Annotated in this window: 11 protein-coding genes and 2 pseudogenes; 5 read left to right on the forward strand and 8 right to left on the reverse strand. The window is 70.0% G+C overall.

Annotated features, from left to right (window positions below; translation table 11 throughout):
• Positions 1-270 precede the first annotated feature (270 nt).
• Positions 271-858 (forward strand): suppressor of fused domain protein, encoded by a 588-nt coding sequence (locus ABZ923_RS00115; protein ID WP_361464621.1) that lies wholly within the window; start codon positions 271-273, stop codon positions 856-858.
• A 75-nt stretch (positions 859-933) separates the two neighbouring features.
• Here ABZ923_RS00115 and ABZ923_RS00120 read toward each other — a convergent pair whose 3' ends face one another.
• The 3 genes and pseudogenes from ABZ923_RS00120 to ABZ923_RS00130 all read right to left on the reverse strand — a co-directional run bounded on the left by ABZ923_RS00120 (position 934) and on the right by ABZ923_RS00130 (position 5,136).
• On the reverse strand, positions 934-1,185 hold the full coding sequence (locus tag ABZ923_RS00120) for a hypothetical protein (protein ID WP_361465227.1): 252 nt from the start codon (positions 1,183-1,185) through the stop codon (positions 934-936).
• Positions 1,185-1,307: pseudogene (locus tag ABZ923_RS00125) on the reverse strand (MarR family transcriptional regulator); the annotation flags it as partial. The gene ABZ923_RS00120 and the pseudogene ABZ923_RS00125, both read right to left, overlap by 1 nt.
• Positions 1,308-1,332: 25 nt before the next feature.
• The gene (locus tag ABZ923_RS00130) at positions 1,333-5,136 is read right to left on the reverse strand and encodes a hypothetical protein (protein ID WP_361464623.1); all 3,804 of its coding nucleotides are present in this window, start codon (positions 5,134-5,136) and stop codon (positions 1,333-1,335) included.
• Between the two features lie 831 nt (positions 5,137-5,967).
• Here ABZ923_RS00130 and ABZ923_RS00135 point away from each other — a divergent pair.
• Entirely contained in the window at positions 5,968-9,555 is a 3,588-nt protein-coding gene (locus tag ABZ923_RS00135) for a serine protease (protein WP_361464625.1), read from the forward strand.
• Positions 9,556-9,581: 26 nt separating this feature from the next.
• Here the strand turns inward: ABZ923_RS00135 and ABZ923_RS00140 are convergent, their stop codons facing one another.
• A complete protein-coding gene (locus tag ABZ923_RS00140) occupies positions 9,582-10,121 on the reverse strand; it encodes a hypothetical protein (RefSeq protein WP_361465266.1) in 540 nt (179 codons plus the stop codon).
• Here ABZ923_RS00140 and ABZ923_RS00145 point away from each other — a divergent pair.
• The 3 genes from ABZ923_RS00145 (at position 10,049) to ABZ923_RS00155 (ending at position 12,702) form a co-directional block, all read left to right on the forward strand.
• The gene (locus ABZ923_RS00145) at positions 10,049-10,417 is read left to right on the forward strand and encodes a BBE domain-containing protein (RefSeq protein ID WP_361464628.1); all 369 of its coding nucleotides are present in this window, start codon (positions 10,049-10,051) and stop codon (positions 10,415-10,417) included. The genes ABZ923_RS00140 and ABZ923_RS00145 overlap by 73 nt on opposite strands.
• Before the next feature lie 200 nt (positions 10,418-10,617).
• Entirely contained in the window at positions 10,618-11,598 is a 981-nt protein-coding gene (locus ABZ923_RS00150) for an SDR family NAD(P)-dependent oxidoreductase (protein WP_361464630.1), read from the forward strand.
• A gap of 48 nt (positions 11,599-11,646) precedes the next feature.
• A complete protein-coding gene (locus ABZ923_RS00155; RefSeq protein WP_361464633.1) occupies positions 11,647-12,702 on the forward strand; it encodes a terpene cyclase in 1,056 nt (351 codons plus the stop codon).
• On the opposite strand, the gene ABZ923_RS00160 is transcribed toward ABZ923_RS00155, so the two are convergent.
• From ABZ923_RS00160 to ABZ923_RS00175, 4 genes and pseudogenes are all read right to left on the reverse strand, one after another.
• Positions 12,696-12,833: a hypothetical protein gene (locus ABZ923_RS00160; protein WP_361464634.1), complete on the reverse strand. Its 138-nt coding sequence runs from the start codon at positions 12,831-12,833 to the stop codon at positions 12,696-12,698. The genes ABZ923_RS00155 and ABZ923_RS00160 overlap by 7 nt on opposite strands.
• A 128-nt stretch (positions 12,834-12,961) precedes the next feature.
• Positions 12,962-14,788, reverse strand: a complete 1,827-nt coding sequence (locus ABZ923_RS00165; RefSeq protein ID WP_361465229.1) for a WD40 repeat domain-containing protein — start codon at positions 14,786-14,788, stop codon at positions 12,962-12,964.
• Positions 14,789-15,379: 591 nt separating this feature from the next.
• A pseudogene (locus ABZ923_RS00170) lies at positions 15,380-16,700 on the reverse strand (hypothetical protein); the annotation flags it as partial.
• Between the two features lie 1,502 nt (positions 16,701-18,202).
• The gene (locus ABZ923_RS00175; RefSeq protein WP_361464637.1) at positions 18,203-19,828 is read right to left on the reverse strand and encodes a M4 family metallopeptidase; all 1,626 of its coding nucleotides are present in this window, start codon (positions 19,826-19,828) and stop codon (positions 18,203-18,205) included.
• Positions 19,829-19,942 lie beyond the last annotated feature (114 nt).

Consider the following 19,942-nt stretch of genomic DNA (forward strand, 5'->3'; position numbering starts at 1 on the left):
TGCCGTTCATGGGTGTTGGCCCACGTGTCCCAGAGGGAGGATGTGCGTACTCACCACGGAGCCGTTCCACCTCCCCGAGCTTCACAGCCACGAAGATGCCCCCTGCCAGGGAAGATCACCGAGGTAACAAAGCACTACCAGAGCCTGTCTTACGGATCGATCACGCGCCGCAAGCCTGGCCCGATGCGAAAGACAGGCCCCCAGCTGTCTCCGTTCCCTGCGCGGAGCCCCGTTGTGGTCGACAGCCCACGCGGCTGCCATGATCGGACCATGTCTTCCGTTTCCCTGCTCGCCGCCCGGGCGGCCCTGCGTGCGCACCTGGAGCGGCACTTTCCCGGGCAGATCATCGACGAGTTGCCGGGCGTCGACGGGCCCATTGAGGAGCGGGTGCCCGGGTTCCGTGTGTTCCGGATCCACCCCGGTGGGTCGGGCGGGTGGTGGGTGTACGTGACGTCCGGCTGCTGGGCGGCGACCCAGGAGGGCGGGCACGGCACGGAGTTCTTCCTCGCGGCCCCGCGGGACGACTGGCTGAACCGGGAAAGCCTCACCGTGAACGCGTACTACCACTGCGGCCCGGACCATCAGCGGCTGGACGTCGGGCACACCGTACCCATCGGCAGGCCGTGGCTCGACGACTCCGCGTGCGACCATTACCTGATCAGCCTGCCGTACCCGTACGGCCCCGACTTCGAGGTCTGCGTCTTGGACGAAACGGCCCACGCCCGCCTCCTGTGGCTGCTGCCGATCACCAAGGCGGAGAAGGACCACCGCCGCGAACACGGCCTCGAGGCCCTGGAGAGCCTCTTCGATGAGCGGGAGATCGACCCGGTCGACCCGCACCGTCCCTCCGTGGTCTAGGCCATTTCTCTCGAATCGTCTGACCGTGCCGGAGCGGCGAAGCCGTCGGCGTGATCGGTGGTATGTGCCGCGGTGTCAATGAAGGCGTCCTGGAGACCGCACCTCATTGACGTGACGTACATCAGGTGCGGTCTTCGGTCTCCTCCAGCCAGCCGGATGAGGAGCCATGCCCACGAGCTTGGCCAGGTTGGCGGCGGTCTCCAGGACGGCACCGGACCGGTCGGTGGGGTGGAGCCCGTACAGCATGACAACAAGGCGCTGGTTGGCGGTCATGCCTGCTGTTTCCTCAAGCAGCTCCAGGTTCTTCTTCTTGTCGTCGCTGCTGATCACTGGGCCTCCCACCGTGCAGGGGCGTTCCCATCGAAACCGGGGAGGATGCGGCGCTTCGCCAGCTTCCTGTTGATCTTGCCGACCGCGTCGGTGGACATGCCCACTCGCTTGGCGACGTCGAATCAGCGTGGCGTCGGAGGCGGGCTACGGGCAGGGCGATCGGTAAGGAAGGGCTCCGACGTACTGATTCCACTGCTGGGTGGTCAGAGTGCTCCCGGTGGCGGCGCAGATCTGTGCGATGGCTTGGTCGGCGTCTGTTGCCCACAGTCGAACCGTGCCGTCGTTGCCGGAGGTGGCGAGGGTGTGTCCGTGGCGGCTGAAGGCCATCGCGTTGACGGTGTCCGTGTGGCCCGAGAGGGGGTGTCCCAGACGCGTGGGGTGTGCCGCGTCGGCGGTGTCCCACAACTGCACCCTGGCTCCGTCCTCGCCGGCGCCTGTCGTGGCCAAGATGCGCCGGTCGGGGCTGAACGCCAGCACGAGCCCGAGATCATCTTTGCCTCCGGCCTGCAGGTGTCCTAGACGTTCGGCGTGAGCTGGCTCACTGGTGTCCCAGAGCCGCACGTCGGTGAGATTCGTACCGCTGTCTGCTGTGGCCAGCAGTTGACCATCGGGACTGAACGCCAGCACGGGAGTGAAGTCCCCGGTGGCGCGGTGTCCGGTCGACAGGCGATCCAAGCGCATCGGGTGTGCCGGGTCGGCGATGTCCCACAGCTGTACCTGGCTGCCGCCGTCGTTGCCATTGGTCGCGACGGCGAGGAGGTCCGTCTCGGGGCTGAGCGCCATGGTAACGATTCCGGGAGACGGGATCGCGCTCAGTCGTCTGGCGTGGGCCGGGTCGCTGGTGTCCCACAGCCGGACGCGGTCACCGTTCTGATCGGTGCTCGCGGTGGCCAGGGTGTGTCCGTCGGCGCCGAACGCCACAGCGATGGTCTCGCTGCCACGGCGGTCCAGCAGGTGCCCGACGACTCTGGGCCGAGCCGGATCGGTGCTGTCCCACAGCCGCACCGCGCTGCCGTCCACCTCCGCAGTCGAGGTGGCCAGGAGATGTCCGTCGGGACTGAGCGCCATCGCGTGGACCGAGTGGGAGGGACTGACGCTCACACGCCGGGGGTTGGCGGGGTCTGTGGTGTCCCACAGCCAGATGGCACTTTCCATGTCGGGGTTGTCCTGATCCCCGACGGTATCGCTGGCGGTGGCCAGCAGGTGGCCGGTGGAGTCGAACGCTGTCTGGTGGACGGGACCGGGGTAGCCGCGCAGAACCGTTCCCGGCAGCCTCCACAGGTGAACGCCGTCGCCGCCGGTGGCCAGGCTGCGCCCGTCGGGGCTGAACGCCACGGAAGCGGTGGATACCGCGAGAGGTTTGTCCCAGGGCATTGGGTTGGAGGGATCGCTGACGTTCCACAGACGCACCGAGCCGTCCTCGACAGCGGCCAGGGTGTGACCGTCCGGGCTGAGCTGGGCCGCTTCGACTACGGCGGAATCAGCGGTGATCGGTTCACCGAGGCGTCGTGGGTGTGCGGAGTCGGCGGCGTCCCACATCTGTACCGCGGCCTCCTTCCCGCCGCTCGTGGTGGCCAGGAGGTGACCGCGCTGGGCGAATGCCAGTCCGGTGACGTGCTGGGACGGTAGGCCGCACACACGGCGGGGGTGTGCGGGGTCGGCGACGTCCCACAAGCCCACCGCGTCACCTCGGTCTTCTTCCACCGCGGCCAGCAGGTGACCCCACGGGGCGAAGGCTACGACGCCGAAGCCATTGCGCGAACCGCGCAGAAGGGGTTCAAGGAGTCGGGGAGATACCGGATCGGTGACGTCCCACAGCCGGATCCTGCCGCTGTCGCCCGTGCTGGCCAGGGTGCGCCCGTCAGGGCTGAAGTTCACCGTGTCGACCCTGTCGGGGGTAGAAGCACTGGTGCCGACCAGGGTTGGATGTGCTGGACGGGTTACGTCCCACAACTGAAGTCGTGCCGGAGTACCAGTGTCTGTATCGCTGCCCTCGCTGGGAGCGGTGGCGGCGGCCAGGATGTGCCCGTCGGGGCTGAACGCCACCGCGGTGACTTCGGTGCGGCGGTCGTCGGGAAGGTGCCCGAACCGCTTGGGATGCGCGGATGCGGCGGTGCTCCACAACTGTACCCGGGCCGGACCGGAACCATCGGCCTCCACGGCGGCCAGGACCTGCGCGCGCGGACTGAACACCACGTTGCCGGCCGAGTCCGGCTCACTGCTGAGGGTCGTGGACAGCACGGCGGTCGTGGCTGCGACGAGGTTTGTATAAGCCTGCGGAGAGTGCCGTAGACGGTAGGCGACGATATCGAGCCGGGCCGCGAGCGACACGTCTTGGGTCTGCGGTGACATGCCGGACATGCCGGTGCCCCGCAACTGGTCCGCTTCGGTGATGATCCTGTTGGAAATGGCGGTGTTGCGCTCGGTGCGCGCGCTGGCCCGTTGTTGCAAGGCGATCGTGGCGGTCACGGTCGTGACCAGGCTCAAGACGGACAACACTGCGATCAGGATGCGCAGCCTCCGGGTCGCGCGGGCCCCCGCCCGCTGTTCTCGACGGCGCATCTCGAGGCTGGCGGTGAGGAATTCCGCTTCCCGCGTGGTGAGGGCGGCACGGTAACCGGTCGCCTCGAATGCCTCCTCGGCCGCTGCGAGCCGCACGCCGCGATACAGGGCTCCCGGGTCGCGGTCGACACTCTGCCAGGCATTGGCGGCGTCGGTGAGTTGGCGGTGAAGACGCAACCGGTCCCGTTCTGCGTCGATCCAGGCCTGCAGTCGCGGCCAGGCGGTGATCAGGGCTTCATGGGCGAGGTCGACGGTGGCGTCGTCGGCGGTGATCAGCCGGGCTCTGACCAGGCGTTCCAGTACGGTGTCGGTGTCGGCGGGATCGGCGAAGTCGAGTTCGGCGCGGGGTGTGGGTCGGCGGGTGTCGGGGGTGCCGTCTCCGGGGGTGATCAGGCGCAGTACGAGGCGCCGGGTCAATGCGGCCTGTGTAGGGGTCAGGCGGGCGTAGAGGTCTTCGGCGGTGCGGGTGATCGCGCCGTGCAGACCGCCGGCCGCCGTGTACGCATCCCGGGTCAGGGCTCGCCCCTTGCGGCGGTGCCAGGTCTCCAGCAGGGCATGGGACATCAGCGGCAGGGCGCCTGGTTCGCCCTCCACCTCGTCGAGGATGCAGGCTGTCAGGGAGCGTTCGACGATGAGACCGGCACTCTGGGCGGGTTTGACGATGGCCTCGCGTAACTCGTCGCGGCTCATCGGGCCGACCAGTGCGGTGGCATCCTGCAGCTCGGCCGCCAGCCGCGGATGCTGGGCACAATGGCCGAGGAAGTCGGCCCGCACGGCGATGACTACACGCAGCCGGCTTGACGTGTCGGTGGCGGCCAGGAGGTGGTCGATGAACTGCTTGCGTTCGGTCGGGTCGGGGCAGAGGGTGTAGAGCTCTTCGAACTGGTCCACGATCAGCCACGTGTCTCCATCCCCATCGGCTGGCACCATGCGCTGAGTGTGTGTGGTCAGTGGGTGCTCGCCAGGGGTGAGGACGCGCAGGGCGGTTGGTCTGGGCTCTGTCGAATCAGGGTCGCGCAGGCGAGGGATGAGACCGGCCCGCAGCAGAGAGGACTTGCCACTGCCCGACGGACCGAACACCGCGGTGAACCGGTGGGAGCGGGTCAGCTCGACCAGGCGGTCGGTGAGCTCGTCGCGGCCGAAGAACAGATTGGCGTCGCCCGGCTCGAAACGGGCCAGACCCCGGTACGGAGGCTCGACATCCTCATCCTCGGCCCGTGGTTCCGCCGCTGCTTCAGCGGCCGCCTGCCGCCAGCGCTCCTCCCACACCTCCGGATCACCGCCGCACGCCTTCACGTAGGCGAGCACGACGGGCAGGGTCGGCAGCCGCTCACCACCAGCAGCCTGCGACAGCGTGCTCGCCCCCTGCCCTGCGCGCTGCGCCATCGTTCGGTACGTCGGACTCCCGGCCTCCGCCCGGAGTTTGCGTAACTCGGCAGCGAACCGCGCAACCGGCCCCGCACTCGGATCGAGCGGGCTCTCAGGACGTCCTGCCATCGATGGCTCACCCCTCTACCCGCCGCCTCCCCCGTGGAGCGGCGCGATCACCCGGACGCTACGCACGCCCGGGGAGAAGGGCAACCGACAGGCGCCTTCTTCGGTCAGCGTCGTGTGCCGTGCCAGTGACCTGCAACGCAGCCATTGATGAGGGTGGCGAAAGCGACTGCCCACTCGATCCTCAGCCCGCTGAAGTCGTTGTCGTGAACCCGCTGACGCCCACGACGGCGGCTCCAAGCTCAGTCCGCGGCGTCCGGCGAGTCAGTCCATCGAGTGCCGTGGTCCTCGCCATGGTCCACGACGCCTGGTGTGGAGGTCGCCGGGGCTGTTCTCCAGCCCTGTACGGATGAGGTTGACGGAGAGATCGCGCGTCGGCCCGCTCCAGCTCACTCACCAGCACACCAGCCTCGAGGACCTGTTCCACGCCCTGGTCAAGGCCCGCGCCCACAGCTGCGAACCGGTCTGCGAAGCCGCGCGGGCCCGCAGACGCAAGCCCACGACTGCGGTCGCCCTGTTCCGCCTGACCCGACGACATCCAGGCCCACTTACCGCCCCGTACTCCGGCCGCCACTCCCATGGATATGAGGTGCGGGACGACGCTGTCCCCTCTGCACCCGTGGTTGTTCTGGGTGATTGCCGTATCGGACGGCGGGAGCCACACTGATCCCCGTCAGCCGCCTCGGCAGCGTTGAGTCGCCGGCTGGATGATCGGGGGACATCGTGAAGCAAGGCAGTGCCGCGCCGAGTGACGCGGCCGTGGTGAGAATCCTGAACGCCGACGGCAAGCCGGAAGGGGCCGGGTTCCTCACCGGCCACCGTGAAGTGATCACCTGTGCCCATGTGGTGGCCAGAGCGCTGGGCGCGCCGTCCGACATGGTGACGGAACCACCCGCCGCACGATTATGGATCGACTTCCCCCTGGCTGAGCCCGGCCGACGGGCTGAGGTACGGATCGGGTCGTGGACCCCGATCCGGGCCGACGGGTCCGGTGACATCGCCGTCCTGCGGCTGCTCACCGACCCACCCGCCAAGGCAACGGTGGCCCGGCTGGTGGAGGACGTGGCCGAACCGGACCGCCGGGTGCGCACCTTCGGCTTCCCCGTCGCCTACGACGACGGCGCGTGGAGCGTCGGCTGGTTACGCGGGCGGACCGGCACCGGCTGGCTGCAATACGACACCGATCCGTCCAGCGAGCACCGCGTGCAGAGCGGCTTCTCCGGCGCTCCGGTCTGGGACGTAGCCGAGGGCGGCGTGGTGGGCATGGTCGTCGCCGCGGACGGCAGACCGGACGTGCGCACGGCCTACCTCATCCCGACGCAGACTCTGCGCGAGAACTCGGCGGTCCTGGCCGACACCGCTCTGCCGGCCTGCCCGTTCCGGGGCCTGGAGCCCTTCCAGGAACGCGACACCGGGCTGTTCCACGGCCGTGAGGAACCGGCTCGGCGCATTGTGGACCTGCTCGACTACGCACCGGCGATCAGTGTGGTCGGCCCGTCCGGTTGCGGGAAGTCCTCCCTGCTGCACGCCGGAGCGCTGCCCGCTCTGCGCGCCCGGCAGGACCGGGAGATTTTGCTCTTCCGGCCCGGACAGCTCGGCCGTAGCCCGCTCGCCGCCCTGGCCCTGGCGCTGCTGCCGCGACTGGAGCCGGACCTGTCCGAGACCGCACGTCTGCACGAGCTGCCCGGCCTGACGAGCCTGCTGCGGGAGGGCCGGATGCCCGAGATCGTCGACCGGCTGCTCGCCCGCCAGGGCAAGGACAGGTTGTTGTTGGTCGTGGACCAGTTCGAAGAGGCTCTCATCGGTACGGAGCAGGCGGAGCTGGACGCGCTGGCCACCGCACTCGGGCACGCCCTGCGCCCCGGCTCCAGGCTCCAGGTCGTGACGGCCCTGCGCGCCGACTTCCTCACCCCTGCCCTCAACCACCCCGGTCTCAGCCCGCTGTTGGGCGGTGACCGGTTGTTCACCGTCGGCGCGATGTCCGACGCGGAACTGCGTGCGGCCGTCGAGCGTCCGCTGGACCACACCGGCGTCCGCTACGAACCGGGTCTGGTGGACCGGATCCTGGGCGACCTCGGCAGCGATCCGGGCCGACTGCCGCTACTGGAGTTCACGCTCACCAGGCTGTGGGAGCGTCAGCAGCGCGGCGTCATCGGGCACGCCGCCTACGAGTCCCTGGGCCGTGTCAACGACGCGCTGGTCACCCATGCCGAACAGATTTGGAGCGGTGCCCTGACCGAGGAGGAGCGCCTGGCCGCCCGCGCCCTGCTCGTCCAGCTCGTCCACCCCGGTGACGACCGGGTGGCTCCCACCCGCCGCACCCTGACCCGGTCCGAACTGCCTCCTCGACAGTGGCGCATCGCTCAGCGGCTGATGACCACCCGCCTGGTCGTGCCCGGCGAGGAGTACCGAGCAAGCGACGGGGCGCCCGTTGAGACCGTGGAACTGGCCCACGAGACACTGCTGACGCACTGGGTCCGACTCCGCGACTTCTTCGAGGCCGACCGCGGATTCCGGCTCTGGCAGGAGGACCTGCGACGCCGAATCGCCCAGTGGGCGGCCGACGGGCGCCCCCGCAGCCGGTTGCTGCGGGGGGCGGATCTGCGCGACGCCCGAGACTGGTACGCGCGTCGGCAGCAAGAAGTGTCCCCCGCGGAGAAGGAGTACATCGAGGTGAGCGTCCGGGGCGCACGCCGCCGCCGCACGCTGCTCGTTGCCCTCGTCGTCGTGCTCAGCCTCGTCGGAGGGGCCGCGGGGTTGGCGGTCCGGGCCCGGGAACGCGACGCCGACAAGGTCGCGGCCACGAAGGCGTCCCGGATCCTGCTGCAGCAGTCGCGCGACGCAGAAGACCTGGCCAACCCCAGCGACCGGGGGGCGGGATACACGGCGCTGCTGCTGGCCCTGCGCGCCTACCGCACGCAGGACACCGAGCAGACCCGTGTGCGTCTCGGCGAAATGCACGCACGTTACGGCTTCGCCGACGTGATCGCCCCGCGGTATGTGTCGGTGAACGCGCTCCTCACCGAGTCGGTGCAGCAGTCGCCGAGTTCCTCCCTCGCCGACGCGCAAGGACGGGTGATCGCCTCACGGACCGCCGACGGCAGGGAGGTCGTCCTGGAGCACACCCGCGGTCCGAGACCGCGCCGGCTGTCCGTCGGCCGCGACGCGGACGTCACGGCGGTCAGCCCGGACGGCTCCCTTGTGGCGACGGCCCGGGCACCGATCTCCCTGGACTCCGGCACCGTGCCGTCGGCTCCTGCGGACCCGGGCGGGCTGCCGGTGCGCCTGTATGACATACGGACCGGGCAGACCCGGGCACTCGAGCGCCCCAGGGAAGGAGATCAGTTTCCGAAAGACGTGGGCAACATACCAGGGCTGCCGGACATGAACCTGCCCGACCTCGAACTCCCCGACTTCCCCGGCCTCACCCTGCCGACGCAGTACGCGCGACTCGCCTTCTCCACGGACGGCACGGTGCTCGTGGGCCAGACCGGGATCTTCGGCAACGACGGCCGACTCGTCCTCTGGGACACGGCCAGTGGACGCATCAAGAAAATCATGCCCGGCCTGCCGGAGCCGGTCAGCGCGTTCTGGCTGGACGTCGGCGGGAAACACCTACTCACGCTGACCGAGGGACTCCAGGCGACGTCATTCGAGACGACGACGTCGCTGAAGCTGTGGGACCTGACCGGGACGAGGCCGCAGGGGCGGGAGCTGCTCAGCTTGAAGGGATCAGCCAAGCATGGCGTGACGGTGGACGTGAGTCCGGACCTCACCCGGGCGGCCGTCGCCGAGACCCTCGTCAGGGGCCTGAAGACCGAGCAGCGGTTGGGCGTCTACGAACTGCCGAGCGGGAAACTCCTCAAACAGCGACACTTCCGGCAGCAGGCGGTGGTGACTGGAGTCACAGTGTCCGTCGGCGGTTCACGGGTGCTGGCCTACGCCGGGTCCGACACCCCCTCCTCCCCTCGCTCGGTGGCCGGCGGTTCGCTCGGCGACGCTCCCGTCGCCGTCGACCAGCGGTGGCACATCGACCTGCTGGGCTCGGGCGACGGCTTGTCGGCGCTCCTGTACGACCACACCGGTGTGCTCACCGTCATCGAGCCCGGCAAGGGCGACCCGCTGCGCCGGCTGCCGGCACCCACCGCCAGGACCGGCGCAACCGGTCAGCCTGCCGATATCCCGTCGGTTGCCGAGGCGAAGCGGTGGATGGCGCACCTGTGCGACATCCTCAGCGACGAGACGCTTCCGCGGGCCGCGGAGGAGAAGCTGCCCCCCGGTGCGCACCGCGGAGTGCTGTGCGCCAAGTAGGGATGAGACACGGGCCGGGGCCCGACTTACAGCTGAGTCGCTGCGCGGGTCCGGGGTGTCTGGCGGCGCCGCACGGGTGGTGATGCAGGTCGAGCGTCCGCCTTTGGCATGGCGCGTGCCGCTCGGACCGGCGAGATCAGCGGCTTCGCGATCTCCCACAGCCCGTCCGGAACAACCCAACTCCATGTATCCCGCCTGTCCTGGCCGGCCGGCCAGGCCCGTACCTCGTCCGCCTGCCAGCGCTGCACGAGGGCCCGGGTGAGCAGGCCCCCGCAGAGCAGGCGGGTGCGCCGGTGCGCGCCACCGCCGACGTCGGGGTCGTGCGTGGCGATCTCCGCGAGCACCTCCTCGTTCCGGCGGAGCTCGACGGGGTGCCGGCTGAGGGGCAGTTGGGCGACGACCATGCCGACCGACCACCAGTCACCGGCGTGGGAGACGGACGAGGTCGGCCCGATCGCCGCGGCGCGAGGGCACCATGATGTCGGCGGGGGTGATGTCCCGGTGGACGACGCCCCGTTCACGAGGGTGGCGACGGCGTCGCACAGCTGGCTCACCAGGCTCTTCACGGCCTCGGGGCGTAACCCGTCGGGGTGGTCGGCGGCGTACCTCTCGTGGGTCTCCGCGCCGTGCGACCAGCACAGGTGCCAGGGGTGGCCGTGGGCGGTGCCGGTCTCCAGGAGCCGCTCCAGATGGGGGCCGGGGTCTCGGCGAGCTCGCGCAGCTACTGTGTGCAGCCGGTGGTACCGGCGACCAGGAGCGGATCGGGGCCGACTACGAGGGCGACGACGACCCTCTGGTGACGGTCAAGCGCGCCTACGACCCGGCTAACCTGTTCCACTTCGCTCAGAGCATCAGGCTCTGAACCGGCCCCGGTCACGCGACGGCGCGTGCCGGAGCGCGGGACGGCGCACGCCGCGTGCACCGGCACTTGGGGTGCGCACGGCTGCGTCCACTCAGTCTGCGCGCCCCCTGCCCTGACGCGGGCTGCCGGGGCAGGGTGGGCGGTTGCCCGGGGGAGAACTGCCGTCCCGGCGTGCCGTTCAGAAGGGGTGGGTGGGCCGGGTGGACGAGGGGTGTGACGAGGTCCGTTTCGACGGCCGCGTGGTTGTGGTGACCGGCGGGGGCCGGGGACTGGGCAGGGAGTACGCGCTGCTCCTCGCGGCGCGCGGCGCCCAGGTTCTGGTCAACGACGTGGGGACCGCAACCGACGGACACGGGGCGTCGCCCGCGCCCGCACGGGCCGTGGTCGAGGAGATCCAGGCGGCGGGCGGGCAAGCGCAGGCGGATGGGCACGACGTGGCCACCGCGGCCGGCGCGCGGGCCCTCGCCGCGGCTGCTCTGGAGCGGTGGGGTCGGCTGGACGCCCTGGTCAACAACGCGGGTATCTCGATCCTGCGCCTGTTGGACGAGCTCACCGACGACGAGTGCCGGCGGGTGCTGGATACGCACGCGGGCGGGACTTTGAACATGCTGCGGGCCGTCTGGCCGCACATGGCCGCCGCCGGCTACGGGCGGATCGTCAACACGTGCTCCGACGCCCTGTTCGGCGACACCGGGCTCAGCGCGTACGCCGCGGGCAAAGGCGCCGTACTGGGGCTGACCACCTCCTCGGCAGCGGAAGGCGCCGCATACGGCATCAAGGTCAACGCAGTCGTGCCTGTCGCCGCGACCCGCATGTCGCTGGAGGCGGTCCGGGACGACGAACGGACGACCGCGCTGCTCACCGACCTGTTTCCCGCCCGGCACGTCGCCCCGGTGGTGGCGTTGCTGGCCCACGAGAGCGCCCCCTGCACCGGCCAACTCCTCCATGCGGCCGGCCGCCGCACCGCCCGGATCTTCCTGGGGGCCACCGACGGCGTCGTATGGACGGAGGACCCCACACCGGAGATGGTCCGGGACGGCTTCCCGCGGATCCGTGACACCGGAACGTTCCGCACACCGGGGAGCGTCAGCGAGTCCATAGGCTTCTCCTTGGCCCGGCTGGGCGCCGGGGCAGCCGGGCCGCCGGCCCTCGACCTCACGACCCCGGCCGCCCGCGAATGACGTGCGCAGACCGGCCCCGCGCCGCCCGCTACGGCTCCGGGAGGACCCGTGCCACAGGACATGGACTTCGGCCTCCCCGCCGCCACGCAGATCAGCCCCGGCCTCGAAGGTGCCCGCCGGCACAACCTGGACTGGGTGCGCCGCACCGGTCTGGCCGCTGACGACCGGTCCCTGGCCTGGTACGTCTCCTGGGACATGCCACGCCTGGCCGCGCTCGGCTTCCCGCACGCCCGGGGCCCGGCCCTGGACCTGTTGACGGACGCGATGGGGTTCTTCTTCGTCTTCGACGACCAGTTCGACGGTCCCCTCGGCCGGGACCCCGCCGAGACCGCCCGCGTCTGCCAGGCGCTGATCGACATCGCGCACGGCGCCCCGCCGCCGCCCGGCGCGGACCCCTGCACGACGGCGTTCGCCGACATCCGGGCCCGCAGCACCGACGGTGCCCACCCGGCCTGGACCGCCCGTACCGCACACGAATGGGAGTACTACTTCGCCGCGCAGGCCCACGAAGCGCGGGGCCGTCTGCGCGGCACCCCGGCGGACCTCGACGCCTACTTCCAGGTCCGGCGCGGCATCGCCGCCACCGATCTGCCCCTCTCGCTCGGGGAACGCGCGGCCGGCCTCACCGTCCCTGCGTCCGCCTTCCACAGTCCCGAGCTGCGCATCATGCGCCGGGCCGCCATCGACGTCACCCTGATGTGCAACGACGTGTACTCCCTGGAGAAGGAGGAGGCCCGTGGCGACATGGACAACCTCGTCCTCGTCCTCGAACGGGCCCGGCACCTCACCCGCGGCGAAGCCCTCATCGCGGCCCGGGACGAGGTGGACCGGCGCGTCCTGCGCTTCCAGGACCTGGCCGGACAGGTGCCCGCCGTCTGCGCGCAGCTCGGCCTCTCCGAGCGGGAGCGGGCCGACGTCGCCGGCTACGTCCGCGTCATGACCGCGTGGATGAGCGGCTACCACGCCTGGCAGACCCGAACCCAGCGCTACCGGAACGCGCCCCGGGTCGTGCCGCCCTCGGGCCCCGGCCACCTCGGCCAGATCCTGCGCACCGGCGTGCGCCGGCCGCCGCGTTCCGGGCCGGAATCATCCCCGGCTCAGTGATCGACCAGTTCCTTGCCACCGTCGACCCTGCCGACGGTGTACGCGCCCTCGCGAACAGCACTCTCGCCGAGAAAGCGGCCTACGCGTACGGCCTGGCCCACGAGCTGTCCGGCGGCCGCGACCTCCTCCACGATGCGACGGCAGCGCCAATCCCCTGGCCCACGCGGTGCCGGCAGCCGTGGCCTTCGCACTGCCACCTCGGTGCGCTCCTGCCCGGCCCGGACGCTCGAACAGTGGAGGTGGCGACACACGGAGTGCTTCAACACACGTCCCGGTAGGACAGCTCTGGGAGGTAGGTCTGCCACTGCTCTCGTGTGAGCCCCCCATGGGCCCGCTTGCACACCTCGGCGGCGATGCGCTCCGGGTCGACGTCATAGGTTCGCAACGCGCTGTGCTCGCCGGCCACCTGGAGGGTCCGGCCGTCGTGGGTGAACGACAGAGCAAGGGTCCGGTCCCCGGAGGTCGACAGAGGAGAGCCCAGTGGCTGGCCTGAGCTGACGTCCCACAGGGTGATGGTCCCACCGGCTCCGCCGACGGCGAGGACGCTCCCGTCCGGGCTGAACGCCAGCGCGGTGACGTGCTCCGGGTCGCTGGTGAAGTCCCCGGACAGTGTGCCCGCCAGTTCTGCGGTGCGCCGACGGCCGTCCTTGTCCCAGACGGACACCCAGCCCATGTCATCACCGACGGCCAGCCTGTCGCCCGACGGGCTGAACTGCGGCAGGGTGGCCACTCCGTTCCCCAGTTGGCGAGTGACGGAGCGGCCGGAGGGCAGGGCGACGAGCGTGGAATAGCCGTTTACCAGAAGTCGCCCGTCTGGCCGCAGGGTCATGGAATGTGTCCCGTCGTACGAGGGTGACCGGAAGTGTTGCAGCCCGATGCCGTGGCGCTCGATTCGCTCGCCCGTGCGCACGTCCCACCGTTCCCACACGTCCACGCCGGACCGGTAGACCAGGAGGGAGCGCTGGTCGGGGCCGAGTACGAAGTCGTCACCGAAAGCTTCGTCCGGCTCCTGAAGCGCGATGTCCAAGGACGAGCTCTCCCGTTTCCTCCGGGTGTCCCAGACCCTGACCCGCTCCGGCCGGCGCCGCGACGACGGCCCGTCTACGGTTTCCGTCCCATAGGCGAAGGCGGCACCGTCCATGCTGAACGTCATGTGGACGATGCACTCGCCTCGGTCGGACTCGCAATGCGCCGACGGCAGACGGGTACCGCGGCTTCCGGTCGTGGGTCGCAGCGCGAACTCGGCCTCGTTTCCGACGAGCCGGGCGGTCGCGATGAGCCGCCCGTCAGGACTGAACCTCGCCTGATAGGTGGTGGCGCGCTGATGCCAGCGCGCGTCGGCCATCGTGTCGAAGGCGACCGTCCTGAGCGCGGACGGCTCGCTCCCGGCCCGTACCAGATAGCGGATCACCCCTGCTTCCGGATCGATCCGCACCTTACGGATCTGCTCATTGCGCAGGGTGTACCGCAGGACCAGATGCGGGGTGCTGCCAAGCCGCCACAGATCGACCGTCCTGGAACCGGTCACGGCCAGGTACCTGCCGTCCGCACTGAACGCCAGCTCGTCCGGTTCGTCCTGCGAGAGGTCCGGCAGATCATGTCTGCGGCCCGAGGCGGTGTCCCAGAAGAGTACTCGGTCGTCGGTGATGGCCGCGAGGAATCCGCCGCCGAAGTCCAGGGAATTGCCGTGGCATGCGCTGCGTCCGGCCGTGCGCACCCACGGAGCCCTCACCCGTCGACGGCCGGCGACGTCCCACACCTTCAACGAGCCGGACAAGCCCGTGCACAGGATCAACAACCGACCGTCGGGACTGACGAGCGCCGTCTGTACCTCCGCGGACTCGGCTCTCAGCAGGAGCCGGTGGCGCGGGACGTCCCACAGCCGCACGGACTTGTCATCTGTAGCGATCAAGGTCTTGCCACCAGGCCCCAGCCTCACGCCCGGGACATCGTCGCCCAGCTGGAACGGCCTACCGACCGCGGCGTCCGAGTAGGCATCACGGACTTGGAGGGACCCGTCCCCCCGGTATACAAGGAACCGGCGACCGTCGGGAGACACATCCGTCAAGCTGTCGTCGGCGGACATCCGGACCTCCCCGGAAGGTCGCTGGGTGGCGACGTTCCAGCGCCGTACCCGGCTGCCGTCCGCCATGACCAGGGTCCGGCCGTCAGCGCTCAGGAACGGATCGTCACTGGTCCGGGTCTCCGGGACGCGGAAGACGGCGCGCTCGCGCTGAGTGTCCGCCGCGAAGAGCGCCCCCTTGGTCTCCGTGGTCGCACTCGTCCGCCATGCGGCAACGCTGAGCCGCATGGCCAACACCGGGTCAGTGCTGCGCAGCGAGTCCCCGAGGAAGGCGATGCGCCGGGCCGTAGCCTCAGCCCGGCGCCTGTCGCTCTCGCTGTTCTGCTGCCAGGCCACGACTCCCGCCACCAGGGCGAACGCCAGCAGCAGCGACAGGGAAGCGGTGAACGTACGCACACGCCGGCGTTCCCTGTCTCGGCCAGCGCGACCGGCGAGCAGGAATTCGCGCTCCAACAGGGTGAGTTCGTCGGCTTGCCCGTCGGACAGGAAGGCTTCCTCGGCCGCGCCCAGCCGTATGCCCCGGTACAGCGCACCAGGGTCGCGGCCGAGGGCGTTCCAGGAGTGGGCGGCTTCGGTGAGCTGACGGTGAAGGCGCAGCCGCTCACGTGCATCGTTGATCCACTGGTGCAGCCGAGGCCAAGCGGTGATGAGCGCTTCGTGAGCGATGTCGACCGTGTCCTCCTGAAGTGTGACCAGGCGCGCGGGCCAGAAGCTCCAAGACGGTCACAGTGTCCGTGGGATGGCCGAAATCGAATTCCTCACGCTGGGCGGGTCGGCGGGTATCCGGTGTCCCCTCACCGGGCATCACCAAGCGCAGCAGGATGTGACGGGCGAGAACTGCTTGCGCCGGAGTGAGGCGGGCGTAGACGTCTTCAGCGGTGCGGGCGATCGCGCCCTGGAGACCACCAGCGGCCTCGTAGGCGATCACGGTGAGGGCGCGGCCTTGGCGGCGCCGCCACGTTTCCAGTAGGGCGTGGGACATCAACGGCAGCGAGGCAGGCTCGTCTTCCACCTCGCCGATGACGCGCTCAGTCAGGGTTCGTTCCACGATCATCCCTGCGGACTGAGCAGGTTTGACGATGGCCTCGCGTAGCTCGTCGCGGCTCATCGGGCCGGCCAGCACGGTGCCGTCCTGCAACGCGGCGGTCAGCGCAGGGTGTTCGGCGCACCGGCCGAGGAAGTCGGCTCGTACGGCGATGACGACACGCAGCCTGTGCGCGGGTTCGGTGGCGGCCAGGAGGCGGTCGATGAAGCGGGTGCGTTCGACCTTGTCTGTGCAAAGGGTGTAGAGCTCCTCGAACTGGTCGACAATCAGCCACGTATCCCCCTCCGCGTCGGCTGGCACCAGGCGCTGCGCATGAGTGCGCAGCGGGTTCTCTCCGGGGGTCAGGACGCGCAGGGCGGCCGGCCTCGGCTTCCCAGGGGCGGCGGTACGCAGACGCGGAATGAGGCCGGCGCGCAGCAGCGAGGACTTGCCGCTGCCCGACGGGCCGAACACGGCGGTGAACCGGCGTGAGCGGGTCAGTTCGAGCAGTCGGTCGGTGAGCTGATCACGGCCGAAGAACAGGTCGGCGTCGCCGGGCTCGAAGCGGGCCAGTCCTCGATACGGTGGCGCAGCATCCTCACTCTCGGTGCGCGGCTCGGCCGCCGCCTGCGCAGCCGCCTCACGCCACCGCGCCTCCCACTCCCCCAAGTTCCCGCCGCAGGCCTGGACGTAGGCCAGGACCACCGGCAGGGTAGGCAGCCGGTCCCCCGCGGCTGCCTGCGACAGCGTGCTCGCCCCCTGATTCGTGCGCTTGGCCATGACCCGGTACGTGGGACTCCCGGCTTCCGCCCGCAGCTTGCGTAATGCGGCAGCAAACCGTGCCACCGGCCCCGCACTCGGATCCAGCGAGCGTTCCGGACGCCCCGCCATCAACCACTCCCCTCCCAGTCCCGCTTCCCCCGTGGACGCGGCGCAGTGGCCCGACAAGGTACGCACGCCTGTGATGGGAGGGCAAACAGGGGGCGCGTACTTTGGTCAGCACCGGGACACCGTGCCCGTGACCTGTGGTGCAGCTGTCGAGCTGCCCAGCCCGGCAGCGGGTGCGCAGTCAGCGCCACAGTCCGTGACCGCGGTGCGGCAGTTCCCAGCGCGCCGACGGCGCGTGGTGTCCTGGAGCGGTTCAATGCCTACCTCGCCGCCCTCCGCGAGGGCGTCGCCGAACCGGTCCGGGCCGACATCCCGAGCCCCCACGAAATCACGTCGTGGATCACGCGTCCCCCGGGACGCTCACCGAGAGCCAGAACAAGTACCGGCAGGACGTACGCACTTGGCTTCGGGAACCGGGCACACTGGACCGCCAGGACGATGGTGCGATCGGCCGCTCGGTGTCTGGCAAGTCGCCGACTCCCGTTGCCGACTGTCAGCCGAAGAACGTCATCAGTTCGCGCGTGAGGTCCTCGCGGCGTTCCTGGCGCCGGTAGCTGACCAAGCCGGCGATGGCCGGCCCGGTGCCGCAGGCGAGACCGCGCACGAAGTGCCCAGGTGCGTCGCGCCCAAATCGCTGGGAACTGCAAAGTGACCTTGCCATACTGGTGCGATGTGCTTTCGTGGGGGGACTCCGAACCGGCATTACGTGTGCTTGCCCTGCCGTTCCTCGTTCAAGAAGCGCGGCACGTGGGCAAGCCGATGCCCACGCTGCGGTGGAGACCTGATCGACGCGGGACAGGACCTCGCTGTGCCGAAGCGGCGCGACACCGCTGGGTGGCGGACGTTGACCGCCCTGCTGAACGCGGGTGTCACGTTCCACTCCGGCTGCTGTGATGGGCCTGGCTGGCGGCCTCGAACACTCCGCGAGGTACGCGAGCGCCTCGCTGCCGCCGCCGGCACCGACGTGCCGCTGAGCGTGGCGCTGACGACGGTCGACACTGACGAGCTCCGTTCCGGGCGCACCGCACGCTGAGCCCGCACGGCCCGTCCCATACTCGGCGACGCGCGCCTGCACGAGTAGGCCGTCGCCGACCATGGCGACCACCTGCGCGTCCACCCCGACTGCGAGCCCGGCGACGGCGGGGCCCCGTCCGGCCCCGGGTCTCCATCACGGCCACGGCGCACAGCACCACTGGGTGGAGCCCGCGCAAGCATCCGGTGGGAAGGTGCACACTCGCCGGCTTCGACCACGGGATGTGACGTCCGACCGGGCCGCGGCGACGGGCGGGGACGCCGGCCCACGCGGCGACAGTGCCCCACCTGGATCCGCTTCAGGTTGCTGCCTCCTGGCCAGGTCGGTGACTTCGCCGATCCCCGTATTCGGGCGTGGAGCGCACCGGTGGGTGAGAAGGGTGGTGTCGTCCCAGACGCCGGGGCCCGGGCGACGGCGGTGGGGCTCTCGTCGTCCGGGCCGATTCGCACGGATCAGGCGGTGCAACGGTGTGTCAGAGGACCTTGACCGCGCTCCAGGCAGCGGCCGTCGTCGCGTACTCGGGGCTGGTGGCGCCGTACAGGTCCTTCGCCGCGTTCAGAGTCGCGGTGCGGGCGCCCTTGTAGTCGGTGGTGGAGGTCATGTAGACGGTCAGCGCCCGGTACCAGATGGCGGAGGCCTTCTGATTGCCGATGCCGGTGACGGTGGAACCGTTGCAGGTGGGGCTGTTGTAGGTGACGCCGTTGATGGTCTTGGTGCCGCTGCCCTCGCTCGCGAGGTAGAACCAGTGGTTGCCGACGCCCGAGGAGTTGTGGACGTCGAGGCGGCCGACCGACTTCGACCAGCAGTCGGCGGAGCGGCCGTCCAGGGACGGCTTGTCGAAGCGGCGCAGCCACGGCGGGGTGGACTGGTCGCTGAAGAGGTAGTCGGGGGTGTCGACCGGGTTGTCGGCGTACCACTCGACCATGGTGCCGAGGATGTCGCTGGTGGCCTCGTTCAGGCCGCCGGACTCACCGCTGTAGCGCAGGTTGGCCGTGGCCGAGGTGACGCCGTGCGTCATCTCGTGTCCCATGGTGTCGAGGTCGACCTGTTCGGGGTCGGTGGTGCCGTCGCCGTCACCGGTCAGCATGCAGAAGCAGGAGTCCGACCACTGGGCGTTGTCCCAGTTGGTGCCGACGTGGACGAAGACGGTGGCGCCGCGGCCGTCGTTCTTGATGCCGTTGCGGCCGAAGGTCGCCTTGTAGTAGTCGTACGTCTTCGCGGTGTTGACGTGCGCGTCGACGGCGGCGGTGGCTCGGTCGGTGGAGAACTTCCTGCCGTCGCCCCAGATGTTGTCGGCGTCGGTGAACAGCGTGCCGGAGGTGCTCTTCACGGACGAGGACGAGAGGTTGTTCGCGTCCTTCGTGATGTGGCCCCGCACCGGGTCGATCAGGGCGAAGGTCCCGTCGGCCTGTTGGGTGGTGTCGATGCCGACGTCCCCGGTGTACTCGGAGTGACCGGTGCCGGTCGACTCACGCTCGGCGTCATAGTTCTCGATCGCCGCGCCCGTGGTGGCGTCGGTGACGAAGACCTCGCCGTGCGGCTGGCCCTTGTCTCCCAGGCCCTGCACGGTGGTGCGCCAGGCCAGGCGCGGGGTTCCGTCGGCGGCCCACACGATCAGCTCGGGGGTGGACTTGGCCTTGCGCACCAACCCGTGCGAGCGCTTCAGGGCGTCAGCCGCGGTGCCCTTGGCGTCGACGGCGGGAGCGACGGACTTGAGCTGCACCTTGTGGCCCTTGGCGCGGGTGGATCCCGCGAGCGAGCCGTCGGCCTTCTGGTGGACGACGAAGTCGCCGCCGACGACGGGGAGGCCGCGGTAGGTCCGCTCGAAGCGGACGTGCTGGGTGCCGTCGGCGTCGATGACGACGTCCTTGGCGTGCAGTTTCTGACCCGCACCGAAACCGAAGGTGTCGGCGTGCCGGGTCACGTTGGCCTTGGCCCGGGATATCGCCGTGTCGCGGGCCTGGGATGTCGCCGTGTCGCGGACGGGGGTTCCGCTCTGCGCTGCATCGGTCTGCGAGTACGCGGGTACGGCCATCGCACCCGTGGTGATGACGCCGGCGGCGACCATCGCGGAAAGAGCAAGAAGGGGACGGGGCATGACAGGGTGATTCCTTCGCTCGTCGTGGGGTGACGACGTCCTCGGACGTTGACGCGAAGTGTTCACCAGATGGCATGTTCCTGACGTGATCCCATCTGGGGTATAACTGCCGAG

The sequence above is a fragment of the Streptomyces sp. NPDC046881 genome, assembly GCF_040645015.1.
Classification (GTDB): Bacteria; Actinomycetota; Actinomycetes; order Streptomycetales; family Streptomycetaceae; genus Streptomyces.